Below are 18,782 nucleotides of genomic sequence, written 5' to 3'. Positions count from 1 at the left end.
AACCAGGCGCTGATGAGTGCCTGATACACCGTATACGTTTTCATCAGGGGCGCTTCGCACCCCAACGCGGGACAAGCCCGCTCGCCACAGGAATGCGGTCGCCTGAAATTGCTTATACAAGGCTCAAGACTTCAGGATGAAATATTAAATCTTAAAAATCAGTGAGTTATTTTAAGTTTGATAAGCGATGTATTGCACAGCAACGATAGCGCCACTCCTGCTCTTTTTGTCGACACCACCGCGCCTCTGCAGATACTGCTCGATGCCGCGACATATCGACTTCACGCCGTCACCCAAGTCCTGGAGAACCTCGCACTACGCAGTGAAATCAGCTGCGATGCCGTTGTTCTGAGCGATTTTGCATTGCTCTGCTCAATCCCTCTGCGAGACGGATGCGATTTGCTGGATGTCATAGGCCGACGGATGGATGTGGCGGGCGCGTGATTTAATCCTCACAGAATTTTTCAGAATCCGAAAATCACAAAACCCTGGTTTCTTTCGAAATCAGGGGGGTGTTTAAAAATCAAATAAATCTGTGCCCTTTTGCTTTCCTTTTTTGATCAATTCCTATCCGACACTACTGGGCAAATACAAAAACAATAGTGGCACCACCATCACGATTGAATGCCTGGCACTCAATGACAAGGTCCTTTTGCTCGATACTTGCAATCTCTCCAACCCCATTTATCGCCTGCCGACGACACCGCTTTGAAACTTCAACGATATCCGTAGCAGTACGGGGCGAAATGAGACTACCTGCTCGACCTACTAAGTCATAGAACTGTTGGTTTGGGTTTTGACCATCCCATGAAACCATCACGTTCGGCTTATCAAATGGGCAGAACAAGGAAAGCGTGATATTCGGACCGTCGCGATACTCAGTGGTTAGCTTCTCTGGGGTTTGTTTTACCAACGACAGATGGTGATCCTTCTGAAGTGCAGCCAGAACGTATTCACAGGATGCAGCAAAGCAGTTTGTAGAGAGAGCAAGCAGCAGAATCCCCGTGCAGCCCCCCAGCAGCAGATTGGCACTCATGGCGATACCGCTATAAATCATAAAATCAAATAAATCTGGCCCCTTTTTTCTACGCACAGTGCGATGAAACATAGCCATGCGCATTTTCCGGATGTGCATCATCGGCATAGGCATTGAAGCAGGCGTTCACGGAATAAATCCGGATTACCCTATCGGCGGTCGTTCTTATAACCGGATGAGCCTCGCGTCACATCAAGGCTGTTCCACCACCACACGATTACGTCCGCCCTGCTTGGCCTGGTACAACAACTGGTCGGCCCTCTCAAGCACCGCTGAAATCGAGTCGCCAGTGGGATGCCATAAGGCGACGCCGAGCGAGACGGTGATGTGCCCGACAGTCTCTATCTCCGCAGCGGCGATCGACGCTCGCAGTCGCTCGGCGACGTCCGCCGCGATCTGAAGCGAACTGCCGGGCAATAACAACACGAACTCCTCGCCACCCACCCGGCAGGGTAAGTCGTTGGTCCGTGAGTTCTGCTGCATAAGTTGCGCGATGGCCCTCAGCGTCTCATCACCTACGCCATGGCCGAACGTATCGTTGACGCGCTTGAAGTGATCGATGTCCATGGAGACGACGGCAAAGCCTTTTTCAGCTTCCAGCCAGCGCGACAGGACGTCCTGCATCGCGCGACGGTTGGCCAGCCCGGTCAATGCATCGGTTTGTGCCTGCTGGTTCAGCTTGCCAAGCTTTTCCTGCAGCAAGGTGGCGCCCAGCAACAGCGCTCTGCGAATTTGCCAGCTTTCGAAATAGCGCGCGGGAACTGCGCTGATGCGTTCGTAGCTGTCAGGTGTATCCAGGCGCTTGGCGCAATCGGCGAGCCTGGACAGTGGCGCCGAAATCCTCGCCCCCAACCACCAGATCAATACGATGCCGAACAGAGCGAGTGGCGCTATACCCTGCGCAACCTTGACCATGGTCTGTCGCAGGACGGCTTCTATATTGGCGAGTGGCTGCTGCGAGATCACGCCCCAGCCGCTGCTGGGCACCTTGGCGAAACCCGCGAGCATTTCCACGCCATTTTCATCCGGCGCTTCCAAGGTACCCACGTCTTGGCTGAGTGCCGCTTCAGCGATCAACCCCTTGCCCATAATGCTGCCGATCTGCGCCGGATAACTGTGATAGAGCACCCGCCGGGAGCTGTCGATCAGATAAACATGCGCACCATCCTTACGGACATTGGTGTCCATCAGGGCCTGAAGAGTATTTTTCTGTTCAAGTTGAATACTCCCGCCTACAAGGCCCAGGTACTCGCCTTTTACGTCAAATATGGGGTGAGAGATGAAGACCACCAGATTGCCTGCGATGGACTTGAAGGCGTGGCTGATTTTCGCCGTGCGAAGGCTGAGGGGCTCTTTGTGCTGCAGCGTGCGACCATTGAGATGCAGACTCTCGGGTGCTGACGCAATGATTGTTCCCGCAGCATCGGCGATAAGTACCGAGTTGAAACTGGCGTCCTGCCCAAACAGGCGTTGAACTTCGCCGGCCAAATATGACGTGTCGCCAAAAGCCCTGCCGATGCCAACTGAACCGTACTTCAATTTATCGAGGTCGCTGTTCAGTACTTGCTCGACACTCGTGGCAATTCGAGAGGCGTAGGCTTTGTTGACGTCCAGCGCATTCTCAATCAGCTCCTGCTTCTGAATCTTGAAGGTCACCCAAAAACTGTTGACCAGGGTGGCGACGGCAGAAAGCAGTACAAAAATAAGAATCAGAAAGCGGAGGTTGAGCTTGGGCTTCGGTCGTGTGGTCATTAACGCAATCCGATTGGAGCGAAGAATTACAAACCATTCGATGAAGCAAGACTCGCCTGGGTTTACCACACACTTGAGCACTCAACCCTGGCCGAAAGCAACTATACGATAGACGCAGAACCCTGCCCTGCACCTGCAGAGCCGATGGATTCGGGCACAGCACGCAGAAAACACCGCCAGCCTCGTATTGGCCCTACACAGTCTTTTCAAACGCCCAAAACCACAAACCCCCAGCCTTCTCTAGGAAAACCGGGGGTTTGTGTTTACATAATGTGGCGGTGAAGGAGAGATTCGATTTTTACGATCCTAAAACCATTTATCGCCTGTATTACCTAGCTTTTGTCGGTATTTTACGTACAATTTCTACGTACAATTGACTGCGTTGGAGCTGAGCGTGTCACACAATCTTGAGTTACAGGGCGGCACCTTCCATGTACGTCTGGCCGTTCCCAAGGACGTTCAGAAAGCTTTTGATGGTCGTAAGATTCTTTCCCGGTCACTGGGCACAGGTTCACGAAAGGAGGCGATGGAAAGACGCCTGCCGATCCTCCACACATGGAAAGCCCAAATCAAAGCCGCCCGATCTGGCAACCCCCTCCCTCAAGATTGGCAAGACTCGTTCGCCGCCTCACTTGAAGCGGTAGACACCGTTACCAAGTGGTCGAAAGCGGCTCGCATTGGCGTAGATATCCCACTACCTGCTCGCATCCCCAGTCATGCTGAAATGCAGGAATTCATGAACGAAAATGAAGGATTCGTGCGCGTCATGAAGGGCTTGGTTCAGAAAGCCAGCCAAGTACCAATGGGGCAATTCAAGCTCAGTGATGAGATTGGCGAGGTGTTCAAATCTGCTGTGGCTCAACGGTATGAGACGCGTTATACCCCAACCCCAGAGGAACGCGATGAAATCAAAGCCATTGCGGCTGGTGGCGGCATGCGTAAACCTCGGTCGCCAATCACCACTGCCCGTCTCAAGACGTTCCGGGAGTTTAGGGAGAGCCGTGGCGGCGCTCCAAAACACATCGATCAGCAGGTGGGCAAGATGGAGCGTCTGTCGGAGTTCCTGAAAAAAGACGATTTGGCTCTGAACTTCGATACCGTAGATAGTTGGCTGAAATCCCTAGACCGAGCGCCCGCCACACTGAGTCAGTATCTGATGGCTGGCACGGCGTTCTGGAAGTGGGCGATGAAGTATGACGCCGGGTGGCGTGACCAGTTTAAGGACAAGGTGAATCCGTTTGTTGGGCATGATCTGCCACAGGGTGGTGGTGCGGAGACGGCAGGCAAGGACAGGGAAATCTATACAAAGGCTGACACCTTGAAGCTGCAACGTGCCGCGCTGGACAATGATGACCAACCGCTTGCAGACCTCATCGCTTTGGGCTGGTACACGGGGGCCAGGATCGAAGAGCTTTGCCGACTGACTAAGGACAGCGTAATAACCGTTGATGGTGTTCAGTGCTTTGACTTCCCAAGGAGCAAGAGCAAGGCGAGTAAGCGTGTGGTGCCGATTCATCCAAGCCTGTTATCCACGGTTGATCGTCTGGTCAAGGACAGTACAGACACGTTTCTGATTCCAGCAGAGTCAGCCGACAAGTATGGAAAACGGTCACACGCAATCTCCAAAGCGTTTGGCAGACTGCGTACAGCAGCAGGCTTCAGCAGGCTCCACGTCTTCCACAGTTTCCGTCATACCGTAGTCACCGAGTTGATTAGGGCAGACGTACCAGATGCCTTGGCTAAAGAGCTGGTGGGTCATGAGACTGGGTCAGTGACGCATGACGTGTATTCAAAGGGTGCGAGCGCAGCACAGAAGCTGGCAGCCATCTCCAGACTGCCCGCCCTCACCCCACAGGACGGCTAATCCGCCTTTCCGCTAGCCGGCCCTCTGCTATCCACTGCCCTGCCAGTGGATAGTGTCGATGTGCTACGTTAACCGCCTAGCCATTCAGAGCCAGCCTGTATGACCGTACTCAAAGAGCCGCCGAGCCCACAAGAGTTCTACATCTCATACCCTCTGTACCAAGGATTCACCTTTGCTAAAGAACAGAGTCAAGCGGGATGGGATATTGCGTATTCCCGAGAGCCAATAGACACATACTGCCCTGAATGTAATGCACACAGTATTTTCCGCCAGTACATCAGTGGGACCATCTCTCATAACCCTGAGGCGTGGGTGGGGGATGGGCGTTTTGTTGTCGTGCTCAAATGTTCTAGGAATGCTGGTCACGAGTTGTTCTTCCTGTTCAAGGTGGAAGGCAGGACGATGCAGAAAATTGGACAGCACCCATCTCTAGCGAACCTGAATACCTACGATGTACGCCAATACGCTGCTGTGTTGGGTAAAGATGATTTCAAAGAGCTCAACAAAGCCATCGGCTTGGCTGCGCACGGTGTAGGGGTAGGCTCATTTGTGTACCTGAGACGAATTTTCGAGAATCTTGTCGATGCTGCTTATCAGACCGCGAAAAGCGATGACGGTTGGGATGAGGAGGCGTACCGCAAAGGTCGCATGGCTGAACGGATACAACTGCTAGCAGGGCACCTACCCGACTTCCTTGTGGAGAACCATTTGATGTACAAGATTCTAAGTCAGGGTCTGCACGAACTGACAGAGAACGAGTGTCTAGCGGCGTTTCCTGTCGTAAAAATGGGAATTGAAATGGTCCTAGACGAAAAAATAGCGGCAGCGGCAAAGCAGCAAAAACTGGAGCAGGCAAGGAAGGCTATCCACAGTCTTATCAGTAAAGCGAGTGCAGGTAAGTAGTCCGAAGTTGAGCGCTGTCCGAGTGGGCGTAATGTTGCGAAAAGCCACGCCCACCGCCAGACAGGAACCACTTTAAGTGGGTGAGTTGAAATGTCGTCCCGCTGGACGATTTCAGACGTGACTACCAAATTCCCGCCGTGGGAATCAGCCTCCTTAATTGGGGGCTTCTTTTTTGTCTGGCATCAATGAGGGCGCCTCAGCTAACCAGTGAGGGCGCCCGATTTGCATCACTCAAGTTTAGGTACTTCTCCATCATGCCCGATCATGGGATTGTCAGCACTGCTAGGGAGCTTTTCTGCACGAGCCTGAGCTTTCCACCCGATCTGGAGAATCTCTGCGATGCGATCAACAAAAGGTTTTGCGTCTTTTCCGAGCTTGCCTACAGCGACTCCAGCGTCACCTATAAGATGGTAGAAATTACTCAGGTCCGAAACTCTTTTGTGTAACTCTTTCTGCAATGCTTCAAGTCTATTCAACAAGCGTCTTTTATGATCGTCATCTAGCGAGCTGTCCGCAGTAAGCAGCGTTCGCAGCTCGTTTATGAGAGTTTGAACACGGTTTACATCTGCTTCAGAGAAATCGTATCCAAAGCCACTCTTTATGATCTGCTTAAAGCGATTCTCTGCCTCTCGCTGGAAGGAAATGGCAGATTCACGCTTTACTATTGCCTCGATTTGGGACTGCACAGTCGCAACGAAGTTATTAGATGTCACCCTATGAATTTTCCCATCTTCAGGGCGAGGAATATCTCCTTGATAATCGAGAAGGCCGCCGTCAATCACTGCGGCCAAGAAAAGGCAGACCTCCAGTTGAGCATCCGAATCTAATTTATTTGCATGGTGGCTTGCCAACTGGCAAACCTCAAGGCATACGCTGATCGGGTCTTCATTGACTCGGTCAAGCAACGCATCAGAAATAATCATCACAAACTCCATTTGAATGTGGCGTAATGATGGCGTATTTCGGTTTAGCTGACCAGCACATCAGTGGGTCTCTAATGAGGCTCAGGCAGTGTCAGGCTGCTGGAGTGTCAGTATCAATCGCTGAATTTCTGTACCGAATCCAAATCCCGCGCCGCGAGAGTCACGTACTTGAGGGCGTTCTTTGATTCAGCTGGGGCAAAAATAATGACTGGGGCGTGGCATCTGGAAGATGGGGTTATCCGCACAGCTTCTTAACGCCAACTCGGCTACCCTGTTTTGAAAGCTGAGCAATTCTAAAATAAGTGACGGGCATCCTATGCACTGCCTGCCTTCTGTAGCCGTCTGGGAGGCTCTTGGAGAGGCGATCTAGAGCGAGTATTGCGGTGATGCTCTGTCGTGTCAGCGTGGCATGTAAGTGTTGTCAGGCGCTCTATGACAGGGTGCAGTTACGACACAGAGCTGAGAGCATGAGAAAGCCCGCTCAATGGCGGGCTATGTGTTAAGTGTCGAAGGTGAATGCTCGTTGCACTCGCCATGTGTTCGCACTCTGGTGTGTATGACGGTGTGAGCTGAACCCCTTACAGGCTGTAGCCTGTGGAGTAGTTACACTTCAATCTTCATTCCGGTATACACCTACCTGAGGGGGGGCGAATGTTTCAAAGCTAGCTCGGGAGAGAAAGATTCAGACGTTCCATAAGGCGCTTCACTGTCATGGGCTGGAATGAGCTTCCCCGCTCAGTCGTGACTCCTTTGTCGTTCAGGCACTTAGCGATAGCGGCCAGGGTCGGTTGACCATCGTATAAGCAAGCCTTTAGCTCAGCTTCCAATGACTTTGCACGGATGTTGGCTTTGACTGCCTTAGCAGCTACAGCGGCACCATTCCCTACAGCCCATGCAGCCCTACGGCCAGCATCCCGGTTGGCAATCTTCTGGCGAGCTTCTGCACCTTTGGGTGTATCCAAGAGTGCGTTCTTCTTCAGTTCCGCTAGTCCGTCCTTGGTGCGTTGGCGAATCTTGATCAACTCTTCTTCAGCCAGCAGGGACTTGATATTGCGCACCAAACCACTGCCATGCACGTCCTCAGCTTCGATGAACTTAAACTTCTTTTGCAGCGTGATGAAGTGTGCGTGATCACGTCCAAGCCGGTCGAGACGGTGAACCACGATTGGGCAATTCAAACCTTTAGCCATAGCGAGAGCCAGACGGCATTGGGGGCGTTCCAAAGGATCAATGGAGCCTGACACACCCTCATCTGTGAACTGGGCAACAATCTCCCAGCCGTTGGCTTCAGCAGCGATCTTGATAGCGGCGAACTGACCAGCAACGGAAAGTGACTGATCGTCAGTACTTACACGTGCATAAGCCACTACCTGTTTCATTGTTCGCCCCCTGTCATCGTTGGTGATGAAATCATCATAACACACTGCTGACGTTCGTCTACAAAACGTTATGATGTTGTTGGTTGGATTTAGATGGGATTACTTCTCACTTGAGAATGGGCGGCCACAGCGTTGACTGAGTTGGCGAGGTGTGGCCTGTGGAGCGATCTGGCGCTGTCCAACCTTCCAAAATGACAAAAAACCAATTCTTCGCGGGAGAGAAAGCAACTCGCTTAGCAATCTGCCCACCATCTAAGACCGCTCAACTGGCGTAAACCTGGAAACAGAAATCTTCACACATGGCTGTGAGCCAATGAACACAGGGGTTACAGGCGAACTATCTGGAGTGGGAACGACTTGAAGGGCGCGTACCGGGCAAGCCTGGCGACTGGAAAGTTGCGAATCAAAATGTACCAAATGGTACAAATTGAAAGGCTTTTCAGGATGTTTTATGAAGTTATACCCACAATAAAATAGGGGTAATACAGTTGACCTAACGGCCAGAGGGGATGTAACTCTATGTCGTAACCGACACGGGGTAATCATTCAAACAACATCAAGAGCAGAAGCTTTTTGTTCTGTGGTGACATGTGTATGTATGGGCGGGGTACCAGGAAGTACAGCGGTGGTGCGAAGATCGATGCTCCGCAGGCGCCATTCCAGTTGGAGCGTACACCGCGTGAGAACACGCAGTGTCCATGAATTCAGCCTTTCTGTCAAGGAGTTTCGATAGCGTCAGACTATCGTTGATGTTCTTGTCGTGCTCTCGCACGGAGGCTGATACATCATGCTCTGGGCAGGCTAATTTGCAGAGTGGGAAACGCTGTAGGCCACGTAACCCGTGGCTCTCAGAGGGGTATCACTTCAATCTTCATTCCAAGATAAGAGCACTTACAGCGACCTTTCCCGGTGCTCAGAACGCAACTTCGCCGTTAAGCAGGATGGACCCGGAAAATGGTACATGACGTCCCTTTGTCAGATTGAGAGTCAACGGCGGCATCATGTACGGGATGAAGCAGTAATCAGCTTGGAAGCCAGAACAGACATCAGCTTCAAGAGCTGCGAATTCCCAAGTCGCTTGACGTTTCTTTAGTGCTGCTGCACGGATTGTTTCTTCGGCGTTAAGTTGGATTTGACGCTGTGCAATTCTTTCAGCTCTGGCGTTTGCTGCGCGTGTTGGAGTTCTCAGGTCGAATTTCAGTTCGTCGGTAACGTCTTCAGATTCAAACTCACCGTGTAGCAGTCTGCTGAGGATGGATTGAGAGTCAACGGACAGGGCGTCGAAGTGGTAGCCGTCATTGGTGTATGCACGGCAGATAGCGGCGTAATCATCCAGTTCTGGCCTGAACGCAGCATGACGAATCAACTCTTGGATCAACATTGCAGATGGCGTTAGCTTCTCGCCACGCATTAGCGGCTTGAACTGCTCCTTGCACTGAATGGCTTCGATTGCAGCTACCAGTTGGGGAGTCGTGGCTTTCTTGTCGGCCAGGAGGGCGATGTATGGGGCGTGAGATTCGTCAGCAGGGTCTACCAAAGCAAAAAGTTTGTTTAACGCCGCTGCACGTTGCGAGGGTGCTAGCTTGGCTTTTTTGCAGAACTCAGCGACGGTATCAACGCCAATGTATGCGATGGCACGTTCCAGAATGTCTTGATCGTTGGAAAGGATGGTGTTCCTGATCTGCATGTCAGAGCGGTACATGAACACGCCTGCTCCATTGATATGAGCGTTGGAGTGGGTACGGTTGAGTTTGGCAGGCAAGACGATCAAGTTTTCCGCACAGAGCATCCCAAGAACGTATTCGTGTCTCACTGGTGCAATGTGACCGGCATGGAACGGGTCTGTACGTTTACCGTCAGCGGAGATAGTTGGCCCAGTTAGAACGTTGGCAACCAAGCGCATGCGAACAACTGTGTAAAGAGCTTCCAAGGCTTCGACACTTCCCACCAGTTGATCCAAAACATGGAGCGTCCCAGCACGTTGCACCTCCTTGGTGATGTACACCATGAAGTGGTTAGTCTTCGGAATCTCGTATGTGGATTTACGCTTGGTGATGATGTGCTTCGCTGCCTGGCAGTCTGGACGGCAATACACCTTGCGGCTATCAGTTGTAGAGAACTTAGATTTGCAGGATGGATTCTTGCAGGTACGGCGATGCTGCTTACTCGATTGTTTTTGTGTTGCTTTGATCATTAGTGTTTGCTCCGACTAGGTTAGCTGTATGGTGTGGTGTATCAAGATGTAGGCGACGGCATGCTCCGCAGCAAAAGGGTTTAACCTTCGTGGCTGCGAATACACGGTCACACTGTTTGCACGTGTTGAGTTTCATAGAGTTTTCTCCATTTGATGAATTGGATGACTTGAGGTAGAACAGCTTTACTTAGCGTACTTCTCTTTCAGAATACGCACTGTGATATCAATGTCAGTTTCTTGTGGTATTTCTGGAATTTGGTTGGCTTCGTTGTACGCTTTTAGAAGCTCTGCCTGTTTCTGTAGGCGGATAAACTCTTTGGCGTAAGCTAGCGAGTCCACATCGCCAACTTGCTTGAGTACGACTTCACGAAAGACTCTTTCCGAGTTTGGGTATATTCTCTGTAGATCGTTGATACGGACGTCTCGGGCTATTTCTTCTATAGCTCTCATTGTTTGCTCTCATTAAATGCTGTACATGGTTTTTGCGTCACGCTTAAACTGGGCTTCACTAACTCCTGCATCAATGCATCTGAGCAGGTGTGGGATCAGATCAGCAAACATATACGGCACATGGTGTCCGTACCAGTCTTCTAAGTAGTGGTATGCGGCTTCGTACTGATCGTATTGCTTGTTAATTTGGTTGTAAGGTAGCTTCATTGCCTGGGTTCTCCTTGTGTATGTAAGTTGCCACTGCACAGAGAGCGGTCGCGCTCTCTCTGGCAGATGACGATTGCCAGTAGTCGCGTAGCTTTAGAAACTTCTCCCACCATATCGAGCACCCTAGTTTGGGAATCAATAATGCGGTTATCTGCGTACTGCCGTGCTTGCGTGATCATAAAGGCAGTGTCTCTGGCTAGGGCTTGTTGTGATTCATATGTGTAGAATGTGAAGATAAGGATTAGCGATAGTGCGGCCACCCTGAAGTAAAGGAAAAACGTTGTCATAGGTCGTCATTCAGTTTCCATTGTTGATGAGTTGAAAGAGGCGCTTATTTACCCTCCGTTATTGTCGTTCGGCCTGCTGCGCCCTTGTTGAACCAAACATGTCAATAACAGTGCCGTTAGCGAGTTCGGGGAGTGTGTAAGAAAGAGTATTAATCTCGCTCCTGACTTGATCCGTAAACTTAGCTGCGTCAGCTTCTGTCGCACTCCCTGCAATAAAGGCATTGATTGTGTTGGTCGCGCTGATCGGAGTATTGAATACTTGGCTTGTTTTTGTAGCGGCTTGAAGGAGGGCATCCGCGCTCATAGGCGTTTGCTGGCAATAATGACAATCGAGTACACTGAAGGTTGTCCAACCTGCACAGGATCAAGGATTGATGACCCCATTCGAACAGCCCTTCAGCACTGCGCGCCAGTTATTCGACTATGTGTCGCCCCTCAATCCAATGTGGGATACAGGGCGATATATCTTTAGGGGGCAGCCCGACGACCGCTACAGACTCACGCCCTCTATATGTCGACGTGGTGCTGGTTCGTTCGCACATGGATCACCAAGAAGGATGTTTGATGCTACAAGCTCTGGGCAGGTGACGCTGGAGCTGGAAATTCTCAAAAGATTCTTGGATGGCTGCGACAAGTCCGGCCTGACTGTTCCAGGTTATACAGAACAACTAAAAAGTAAGTTTCATAATGAAATGAACTCATTTCTAAGTGCTCATACACCTTGGCCTCCTGCTTCTCTTTACGAGATTATGGCGGTTGCACAACATTATGATGTGCCTACACGATTATTAGACTGGACAGAGAGGAGCTTAGTCGCCTGTTACTTTGCTGCTTCATCAGCTAACCTTGAGATAGATAGTATGAATATGCCAAGGATTGCTATCTGGGCACTTGATACATCTCAAGCGAAATACTGGGAGACAGTAAAGGTGATAAGGACTCCGGGAGGGACGAGCAAAAATCAAGCTGCCCAGTCTGGCTTATTTACTACACACAACGTTAGAGATTACAGCTTTAATGATTTCTACCATGTAGAAGCACTTGAAGAGGTTGAAGAAATTTATCTAAAAACTGGTGCTTACAACCCCTTGATCAAGGTTACGCTGCCAGTTTCTGAAGCCCCTGACTTGTTGAATCTTTGCTCCCGATTTGGAGTTGATGGTTCAACGTTGTTTCCGGGTTTCAATGGCGTGGCGAAGAGTGTTAGAGATTGGGCTAATGTTGAAGTAGGCGTCAGAATTTCTAGCTCTCTTCAGGATGAATATAACCAAATGAGCGGGGACGATTGAGCGCATGTCTATCATCATTCGCTATGTTGAAACATCTGATGAATTCAAGGTCAGGTATGCAGAGTACGAACTGTTTGAGGGTTCGAAGTGCTTTGAATTGCTTGGTACTGATACTCTGGCTTATAAAGCGAGGCTAGCAGAGTTAAGGCAGCATTTGAAAGATGGTACATATCGAAGTCTCTCCGTAAAGTGGGGGTTTTGCTGGGCCGAATACATTAACACCTCTGGCTACTCAACTCACACCCCGCTTACGTTCGAAGACTTCTTGCCCAGCGCCTCCAAATGCTTCATGCCAGAACTGGAGCAAGGAGCAAATAGTCTAACGGGCAGCATCATGAGAGACGATCACATACTGAGGAAGCACATACACCACGTTCATCATGAGCCAGAAATACAAGGCACCCTTAGAGAGATTGATGTTAGATTCGGCTCCAAGCTTCCACAAGACTATTATGGCAACTATGACTACAGTAAATATCCGGGCGGATATAGTCCTAGTGCCGCCATCTCGGGAGATTGGTAGCAGTAGCTTTTATGAAAAAAGATTCTTAAAGATTTTGGCTCGCAAAAGCACGGACGGTCTTAAATTTTTCGAGTTTTATGCTTGAGCTGTATGGCGACTGAAGAGTATGGTGGCTAGCCATAACTTTCTCAAGTAGCAGAGCGTTTGATGGCTCTGCTGTAATCCACGTGAAAAAGCAGACTCATAGCTTGCCCATTATCAATGAGCGTGGAGCTGTGTATCGCTCTCTGTGATGAACTGGACACGACCACGATTATCGAATTCTTTGGCAAGATCGGCTTTAAGTTGAGCTAGGCGCTCGTCTTTTCTGCGTTTGACTTCAGATTCAATAAACTCTGCTCGATCTCTCAGCTTTTGGGCTTGCTTGTTGTGGACTTCTACTTCTTTTAGATAGTCCTGTTCTGCACGCTCAGCGATCAGAGGGAGATATGTTTCGAATACGCTTGCTGGGGCGATAGCGGTAAAGGCTAGTGGAGTTTGCGGGGCCACGAGCAGGCAAGTGGAGTTAGAGTCTAATTCCCAGCCTTGAGCAGAAAGCTCAGCCCATCTCTGCATAGCTTCGAAAGGGGAAGTAACGTAGAAAGTTGTTCTGCCTGTAGGATTACGGCTACCTTCATGCTGGGGTAATGCTGTTTTGGCACGTTCGATTGCGAATTGGATATACGCCGCTTGTTCGATTTTCAGGACTTTGCGGAATTGGTCAGGTGCGTATGTGGTCATTTTGATTCTCCAGTTTGGATAAAGTGGGTATTTGGTTTGCGGCTTGTGCAGAACTAACTTGTTCAGCAGCTTTCTTGTCGAGCCTGTAAAGTCTCATGAAACAAGCATGGCTACAGCAGCGGCGCTTGGATCGGTGTTTTACAATCACTGTCTTGCCACAACATGCGCATTTAACAATGACGGATTCTTCTCTTTCAGACATAAATGTCTCCTGTGTATGGTGATGTGAGTTGTGAGGATTCTGAAATACTTAAAAAATAACCAGCACTTGGCTGGTCAAAAGGATGCAAATGATTATTCGGAGGATGCTTCAAGAGCATGTGAAATCTAGGCCAGTTTTCGTAGCAACTAGTGGCGAGAGTTGTCATCAGCTTGCTGTGGGAAGCTTCTACGGGGAGGAATTTGATGAAGCGGAATTAGAGCAGTATTCGTCGCCAAGACTGCTAACTTGTGGAAAGGCATCCTAAGACCTTGCGACTGGGTGCAACCACATCTGCTGTCTGTAAGGAGGACTGAGAAGATGAGGCACGAGGAATTGTAACGGTATTGCCCACACAGACTACCGTTGGAGTCTTGACTCAGGCTTAGTAAGTGCGGGGTAGTTGCATCGCCCATTTGCGGTAATGCGATCAACGTGTGCTTGGTTGTGACAACTGAGGCTAAGCAGCGTGGCAACCGAAGAGGGGAATTACATAAGTGGAAGAGTGCTAAAACTTTTCTTCTCTAGTTATATTATTGTAGCACGTTTCTGCCCCAGGTCAAGCAAAAGTTTCACTTTTAGTTGATTTGTGATGAATTATCTGCTATGCGGGCAGACTGTAGCGAATTCAACTCAAAAGCACAGGCAATCTGCTATACACCAGTGCAGGTACACCAACTGAGCAGGGACAGTTATGACCAAGGACGAGTTGTTCGACAGCGTGTTGACAGAGATGGAACGTGTGTGGGGCGAACCAGGTTTTGGTGGGGAGTTTGAAGCTTATAACTGGCTACTAATCCACTACGGCATCACGGAGGAAGAAGATAATACGTGGATGGACATCTGCGCTCAGTACCGTGGCGAACTCCCAGATGCACTGTCTGATCTGACTGAGCAAGAGCGGACTGAGGTATTGGGGTTTCTGACGGATGACGCTCGTGTGACAGACTTCCTAAAAGGGCTGCTTCAGCGTTACCAGAGTTCAGGCGCGGTGTACCCACATGGGAAGGGCTAAACGGAGGGATTCTTTACGTACAATTGCTACGTACAAACGAAAAAGCCCGCGAACTCTAAGTAACTGAATTCACGGGCTTTTCTAAATGTGGCGGTGAAGGAGAGATTCGAACTCTCGATACAATTTCTTGTATACACACTTTCCAGGCGTGCTCCTTAAGCCACTCGGACACTTCACCGTATCTCGTCAAACCAGTTCAGTCTGTCGAGGCGCGCTAATGTAGTCGAAAGCCTTTCTGATGGCAAAGGTTTTTTTCAGAATTTTCATGCGGTTAGACGGCTATGCCGGTAGTCGCCCGGCGAGGGGTGGTGATTCTGCCATTCTTGGGCATGGGCGGCCTGCGTCTGGGGCGGGTGTTGCGCCCTGCCTCAGGCCTTGCAGCGCTTACTGCACGGGAAAAGTCTGACTGAGCAGTCAGTCACGGCGCTTTACCGGGGCGGGCGTGGTGGGTAACGTCTGCGCATGCGCCTTTATAAACAGCCTCTCTATAACAAATCCTACAAGGAACCGCGTCATGAGTGAGTTGATTGCTTACCACCTCGAAGACGGTATCGCGACCCTGACCCTGAGCAACGGCAAGGTGAATGCCATTTCTCCGGATGTGGTCAGTGCGTTTAATACAGCGCTGGATCAGGCTGAGAAGGACCGCGCGGTGGTGATCATCACCGGCACGCCGGGGATTCTGTCGGGTGGTTATGATTTGAAGGTGATGACGGCCGGCCCTAAAGAAGCCATCAGCCTGGTGACGTCGGGTTCGACGTTGGCGCGTCGCCTGTTGTCGCACCCGTTCCCGGTGATTGTGGCGTGCCCTGGGCATGCGGTGGCCAAGGGGGCTTTCCTGTTGTTGTCGGCCGATTATCGGATTGGTGTCGAAGGCCCGTTCAGCATTGGTCTGAATGAGGTGGCGATTGGCATGACCATGCACCACGCCGGTATCGAGTTGGCGCGTGACCGCCTGCGTAAATCGGCGTTTCATCGGTCGGTGATCAATGCCGAAATGTTTGACCCGCAGGGCGCGTTGCAGGCCGGCTTCCTCGACAAAGTGGTGGCACCTGAAGAGCTGCAGGCGGCAGCGCTGGAAGCGGCACGTCAGTTGAAGAAACTGAATATGAATGCGCATAAGCACACCAAGCTGAAGGTGCGTAAGGCGCTGCTGGAGGCGTTGGATGAGGCAATCATCCAGGATCAGGGCCATATCCTGAGTTAAGTCCTACAACCGAAACATCAAAGCCCGATCTTGCATCGGGCTTTTTCTTACAAATTAATCCGAAACGTACTTAGCCGCTCTAGCCTGCCCATGTTGGCATATGTTGAAACATGCGCTTAAACATCGCCCATCTCCTACCTCTTTAGGGGCAATTGCCGAATTCAGTGCACGTCCGTACACTGCGCCACCTTTTGTCCCGATGGGCCGTGTTGATGCTTTTTCTGTTACGTATGTTGTTGATGGGCCTGCACTTTATGATCGCCGGTGTGCTGGGCGTTCTGCTCGGGGTCTGCCGCCCGTTCAACCCGGACAACAGTCGCCTGTGCGCACGCCTCTATGCGCTGCCGGCCATGTGGATGCTGCGGCTGAAGGTGAAGACCGATGTCGACTCCCTGCGCAACAAGCCCGGCACGTGCGTGATCATCGCCAACCACCAGTCCAACTATGACCTGTTTGTGCTGGGCACCGTGGTGCCCCATCGCACCGTGTGTATCGCCAAAAAGAGCCTGAAATGGGTACCGCTGTTCGGCCAATTGTTCTGGCTGGCGGGCAATGTGCTGATCGACCGCGGCAATGCGCACAAGGCACGTCGCGCGATGCTCACCACCACTCATACGTTGCAGCATCAGGACACCTCGATCTGGGTGTTTCCGGAGGGCACGCGCAATCTGGGCAAAGGCTTGTTGCCGTTCAAGAAAGGCGCGTTTCATATGGCCATCGCCGCCGGCGTGCCCATCGTGCAGGTCTGTGTCAGCAATTACGTCACCCATATGCGGCTTAATCGCTGGAACAGTGGTGATGTGCTCATACGTTCATTGCCGCCCATTCCTACCGTTGGCCTGACGGCAGATGACATCCCGCAGTTGATGCAGACCTGTCAGGTACAGATGGACGAGTGCATCACGGCCATGGACCGCGAATTGCAATCTGCCTGAATACCTTTTGCGGGGCGCGTCGCGGGCCAACGCAAGCAAGCTTGTGCTCGCCACAAAAAGCAGGCGTGCGCAGCAGAAACAACGGAACGTCATTCAGGCTAAGCTGCCCAACACCTGTCCTCCTAATAAGAAGTGATCAGCACCATGGGTAGAGTTGTTGCGGCCGCCGTGTACAGCGCCGGTAAGAAAGTCACTGATATCACCCTTGACGAAGGCGCGGCCTGGGCCGCCAAACCCGATCACTTTGTGTGGATCGGCCTGGAAGAGCCCAACGCCCAGGAGCTGTCCAACCTGCAACGCCAGTTCAACCTGCATGAACTGGCCATCGAAGACGCCCTGGAAAAACACAGCCGGCCCAAGCTGGAAACTTTCGGCGACGCACTATTTATCGTCACCTACTCACCGGTGCGCGAGAACGGCAAGCTGGAGTTTATCGAGACCCATATCTTTGCCGGTAAGGGCTACATCATTACCGCGCGCAATGGTCACTCGGCGTCCTACGGCTTCGTGCGCCAGCGTTGTGAGGCGCGCCCGCTGTTGCTGGAGCATGGGGAAGATTTCGTACTCTATGCGCTGCTGGATTTCGTCACCGAAAACTACCAGCCAGTGAGCGAGGCGATCCACGCCGAGATCGATGAGTTGGAGCGCAACGTGTTGTGCAGCTCGTTGAGCGAGCGCGATATCCAGAAGATCCATGGCCTGCGCCGCGATGTACTGCGGCTCAAGCGCTATGTGGCGCCGATGGTGGAGATCAGCCAAGAGCTGCAGAAGCTGAGCTTCCCGTTTATCGACAAGAACATGCGCCCGTATTTCCGCGATGTGCAGATCCACGTGACGCGGCAGATGGAAGACCTCACCACCCTGCGCGACATCGCCAGCCAGACCATCGAGATCGGTGTGTTGCTTGAGGCCTCGCGCCAGAGCGTGGTGCAGCGCAAGTTTGCTGCATGGGCGGCGATCCTGGCGTTCCCCACCGCAGTGGCGGGGATTTATGGGATGAACTTCCAGAACATGCCCGAGCTGCAATGGCACTATGGCTATTTTGCGGTGCTCGGGTTTATTGCGTTCGGTTGCACGGGCTTGTGGGCCAGTTTCAAGCGCTCGGGCTGGCTTTAAACTCGGGCCTCAGGCTTGTGCGCCACGAAACGCATCATCCATTCCGCCACGGTCACGCCGTGGTGGTCGCGCGCCAGGCTGGCTACGCCGTTTGTGTAGATTTTTTCGCCCAGGGTTGTCTGAAGAATCTCCAGCAACTCGCGGGAATAGTCATGGATAAATTCCGGATGCCCCTGGAAGCACAGCACCTGGTCGCCGATGTGGTAGGCGGCGAACGGGCAAAACTCGCTGGAGGCGATGACTGTGGCATTGTCCGGCAAGGTGGTGACCTGGTCCTGGTGGCTGATCAACAGCGTCAGCTCTGGCACTTCAGGGCTCATCCACGGTGCCTTGGCATCGAGTTTGTAGTCGTGAATGCCCATGCCCCAGCCCTGCCCGGCGCGCTCGGCCTTGCCGCCCAGCAGCAGCGCCAGCAATTGGTGGCCGAAGCAGATGCCCAGCAACTTGTCGCCGCGCTCATAGCGTTCGAGCAGGTAGGTCTTTAGGGTCTGGATCCATGGGTCGGTGCCGAAGGAATCGGCCTTGCTGCCGGTCACCAGGTAGGCATCGAACACTTCGTCGTCCGACGGGTATTCGCCCTGCACCACGTTGTACACCACGAACTCGGCGGCAATCGGCTGTTTGGAGAACAGGCGCTTGAACATCTGCCCATACCCTTGGTACTGATCGATCAAGCCTGGACGCAGGATATCGGTTTCCAGGATACAGACGCGTAGCGACATAAAAAATACCTGACACGGTGATGGGAATAATGCACACCCCAGAGCCTGCCTTGAAATACCC

At 51.7% G+C, this 18,782-nt stretch carries 19 protein-coding genes and 1 tRNA gene; 9 read left to right on the top strand and 11 right to left on the bottom strand.

Annotated elements, in window-relative coordinates:
* Positions 1-177 precede the first annotated feature (177 nt).
* Positions 178-444 carry a short-chain dehydrogenase gene (locus J1G35_RS31085; RefSeq protein ID WP_262417432.1) on the top strand — a complete coding sequence of 89 codons (267 nt, stop codon included), beginning with the start codon at positions 178-180 and terminating at the stop codon, positions 442-444.
* Between the two features lie 133 nt (positions 445-577).
* On the opposite strand, the gene J1G35_RS26785 is transcribed toward J1G35_RS31085, so the two are convergent.
* Together J1G35_RS26785 and J1G35_RS26780 are read right to left on the bottom strand one after the other, a co-directional pair.
* Positions 578-1,114, bottom strand: coding sequence for a hypothetical protein (locus tag J1G35_RS26785; RefSeq protein WP_223016488.1), 537 nt, complete (start codon positions 1,112-1,114; stop codon positions 578-580).
* Between the two features lie 114 nt (positions 1,115-1,228).
* Positions 1,229-2,788 carry a diguanylate cyclase gene (locus J1G35_RS26780; protein ID WP_223016487.1) on the bottom strand — a complete coding sequence of 520 codons (1,560 nt, stop codon included), beginning with the start codon at positions 2,786-2,788 and terminating at the stop codon, positions 1,229-1,231.
* 394 nt (positions 2,789-3,182) lie between these two features.
* Between J1G35_RS26780 and J1G35_RS26775 the strand changes: the two genes are divergently transcribed.
* Together J1G35_RS26775 and J1G35_RS26770 are read left to right on the top strand one after the other, a co-directional pair.
* On the top strand, positions 3,183-4,652 hold the full coding sequence (locus J1G35_RS26775) for a site-specific integrase (protein WP_223016486.1): 1,470 nt from the start codon (positions 3,183-3,185) through the stop codon (positions 4,650-4,652).
* 99 nt (positions 4,653-4,751) lie between these two features.
* Positions 4,752-5,555 (top strand): short-chain dehydrogenase, encoded by an 804-nt coding sequence (locus J1G35_RS26770; protein ID WP_223016485.1) that lies wholly within the window; start codon positions 4,752-4,754, stop codon positions 5,553-5,555.
* A 227-nt stretch (positions 5,556-5,782) separates the two neighbouring features.
* Here J1G35_RS26770 and J1G35_RS26765 read toward each other — a convergent pair whose 3' ends face one another.
* The 6 genes from J1G35_RS26765 to J1G35_RS26740 all read right to left on the bottom strand — a co-directional run bounded on the left by J1G35_RS26765 (position 5,783) and on the right by J1G35_RS26740 (position 11,299).
* On the bottom strand, positions 5,783-6,478 hold the full coding sequence (locus J1G35_RS26765; RefSeq protein ID WP_223016484.1) for a hypothetical protein: 696 nt from the start codon (positions 6,476-6,478) through the stop codon (positions 5,783-5,785).
* Between the two features lie 662 nt (positions 6,479-7,140).
* Positions 7,141-7,857, bottom strand: coding sequence for a recombinase family protein (locus tag J1G35_RS26760; RefSeq protein ID WP_223016483.1), 717 nt, complete (start codon positions 7,855-7,857; stop codon positions 7,141-7,143).
* A 913-nt stretch (positions 7,858-8,770) separates the two neighbouring features.
* Positions 8,771-10,051, bottom strand: a complete 1,281-nt coding sequence (locus J1G35_RS26755; protein ID WP_223016482.1) for a hypothetical protein — start codon at positions 10,049-10,051, stop codon at positions 8,771-8,773.
* A gap of 183 nt (positions 10,052-10,234) precedes the next feature.
* On the bottom strand, positions 10,235-10,501 hold the full coding sequence (locus J1G35_RS26750) for a hypothetical protein (protein ID WP_223016481.1): 267 nt from the start codon (positions 10,499-10,501) through the stop codon (positions 10,235-10,237).
* Positions 10,502-10,513: 12 nt separating this feature from the next.
* Positions 10,514-10,708: a hypothetical protein gene (locus J1G35_RS26745; protein ID WP_223016480.1), complete on the bottom strand. Its 195-nt coding sequence runs from the start codon at positions 10,706-10,708 to the stop codon at positions 10,514-10,516.
* A 345-nt stretch (positions 10,709-11,053) separates the two neighbouring features.
* The gene (locus J1G35_RS26740) at positions 11,054-11,299 is read right to left on the bottom strand and encodes a hypothetical protein (protein ID WP_223016479.1); all 246 of its coding nucleotides are present in this window, start codon (positions 11,297-11,299) and stop codon (positions 11,054-11,056) included.
* A gap of 70 nt (positions 11,300-11,369) precedes the next feature.
* On the opposite strand from J1G35_RS26740, the gene J1G35_RS26735 reads away from it, so the two are divergent.
* Positions 11,370-12,284, top strand: coding sequence for an FRG domain-containing protein (locus J1G35_RS26735; protein WP_262417431.1), 915 nt, complete (start codon positions 11,370-11,372; stop codon positions 12,282-12,284).
* Between the two features lie 4 nt (positions 12,285-12,288).
* Entirely contained in the window at positions 12,289-12,807 is a 519-nt protein-coding gene (locus J1G35_RS26730; protein ID WP_223016478.1) for a hypothetical protein, read from the top strand.
* A 198-nt stretch (positions 12,808-13,005) separates the two neighbouring features.
* On the opposite strand, the gene J1G35_RS26725 is transcribed toward J1G35_RS26730, so the two are convergent.
* Entirely contained in the window at positions 13,006-13,527 is a 522-nt protein-coding gene (locus tag J1G35_RS26725) for a hypothetical protein (protein ID WP_223016477.1), read from the bottom strand.
* 893 nt (positions 13,528-14,420) lie between these two features.
* Between J1G35_RS26725 and J1G35_RS26720 the strand changes: the two genes are divergently transcribed.
* Positions 14,421-14,741: a hypothetical protein gene (locus J1G35_RS26720; RefSeq protein ID WP_262417430.1), complete on the top strand. Its 321-nt coding sequence runs from the start codon at positions 14,421-14,423 to the stop codon at positions 14,739-14,741.
* 88 nt (positions 14,742-14,829) lie between these two features.
* Here the strand turns inward: J1G35_RS26720 and J1G35_RS26715 are convergent.
* Positions 14,830-14,919, bottom strand: a tRNA-Ser gene (locus J1G35_RS26715).
* Positions 14,920-15,255: 336 nt separating this feature from the next.
* On the opposite strand from J1G35_RS26715, the gene J1G35_RS26710 reads away from it, so the two are divergent.
* The 3 genes from J1G35_RS26710 (at position 15,256) to J1G35_RS26700 (ending at position 17,999) form a co-directional block, all read left to right on the top strand.
* A complete protein-coding gene (locus J1G35_RS26710; RefSeq protein WP_223016476.1) occupies positions 15,256-15,948 on the top strand; it encodes a crotonase/enoyl-CoA hydratase family protein in 693 nt (230 codons plus the stop codon).
* Between the two features lie 212 nt (positions 15,949-16,160).
* Positions 16,161-16,883 carry a 1-acylglycerol-3-phosphate O-acyltransferase gene (locus J1G35_RS26705; protein ID WP_223016475.1) on the top strand — a complete coding sequence of 241 codons (723 nt, stop codon included), beginning with the start codon at positions 16,161-16,163 and terminating at the stop codon, positions 16,881-16,883.
* 144 nt (positions 16,884-17,027) lie between these two features.
* A complete protein-coding gene (locus tag J1G35_RS26700; RefSeq protein WP_223016474.1) occupies positions 17,028-17,999 on the top strand; it encodes a magnesium and cobalt transport protein CorA in 972 nt (323 codons plus the stop codon).
* Here J1G35_RS26700 and J1G35_RS26695 read toward each other — a convergent pair.
* Positions 17,996-18,721 carry an amidotransferase gene (locus tag J1G35_RS26695; protein ID WP_053139437.1) on the bottom strand — a complete coding sequence of 242 codons (726 nt, stop codon included), beginning with the start codon at positions 18,719-18,721 and terminating at the stop codon, positions 17,996-17,998. The two genes, J1G35_RS26700 and J1G35_RS26695, sit on opposite strands and share 4 nt — an antisense overlap.
* Positions 18,722-18,782: the final 61 nt, after the last annotated feature.

The sequence above is a fragment of the Pseudomonas sp. SH10-3B genome (genome assembly GCF_019891415.1).
Lineage (GTDB): Bacteria > Pseudomonadota > Gammaproteobacteria > Pseudomonadales > Pseudomonadaceae > Aquipseudomonas.
Note: the sequence above shows the minus strand (reverse complement) of the source record. Positions and strands in the feature narration are given on the sequence as shown.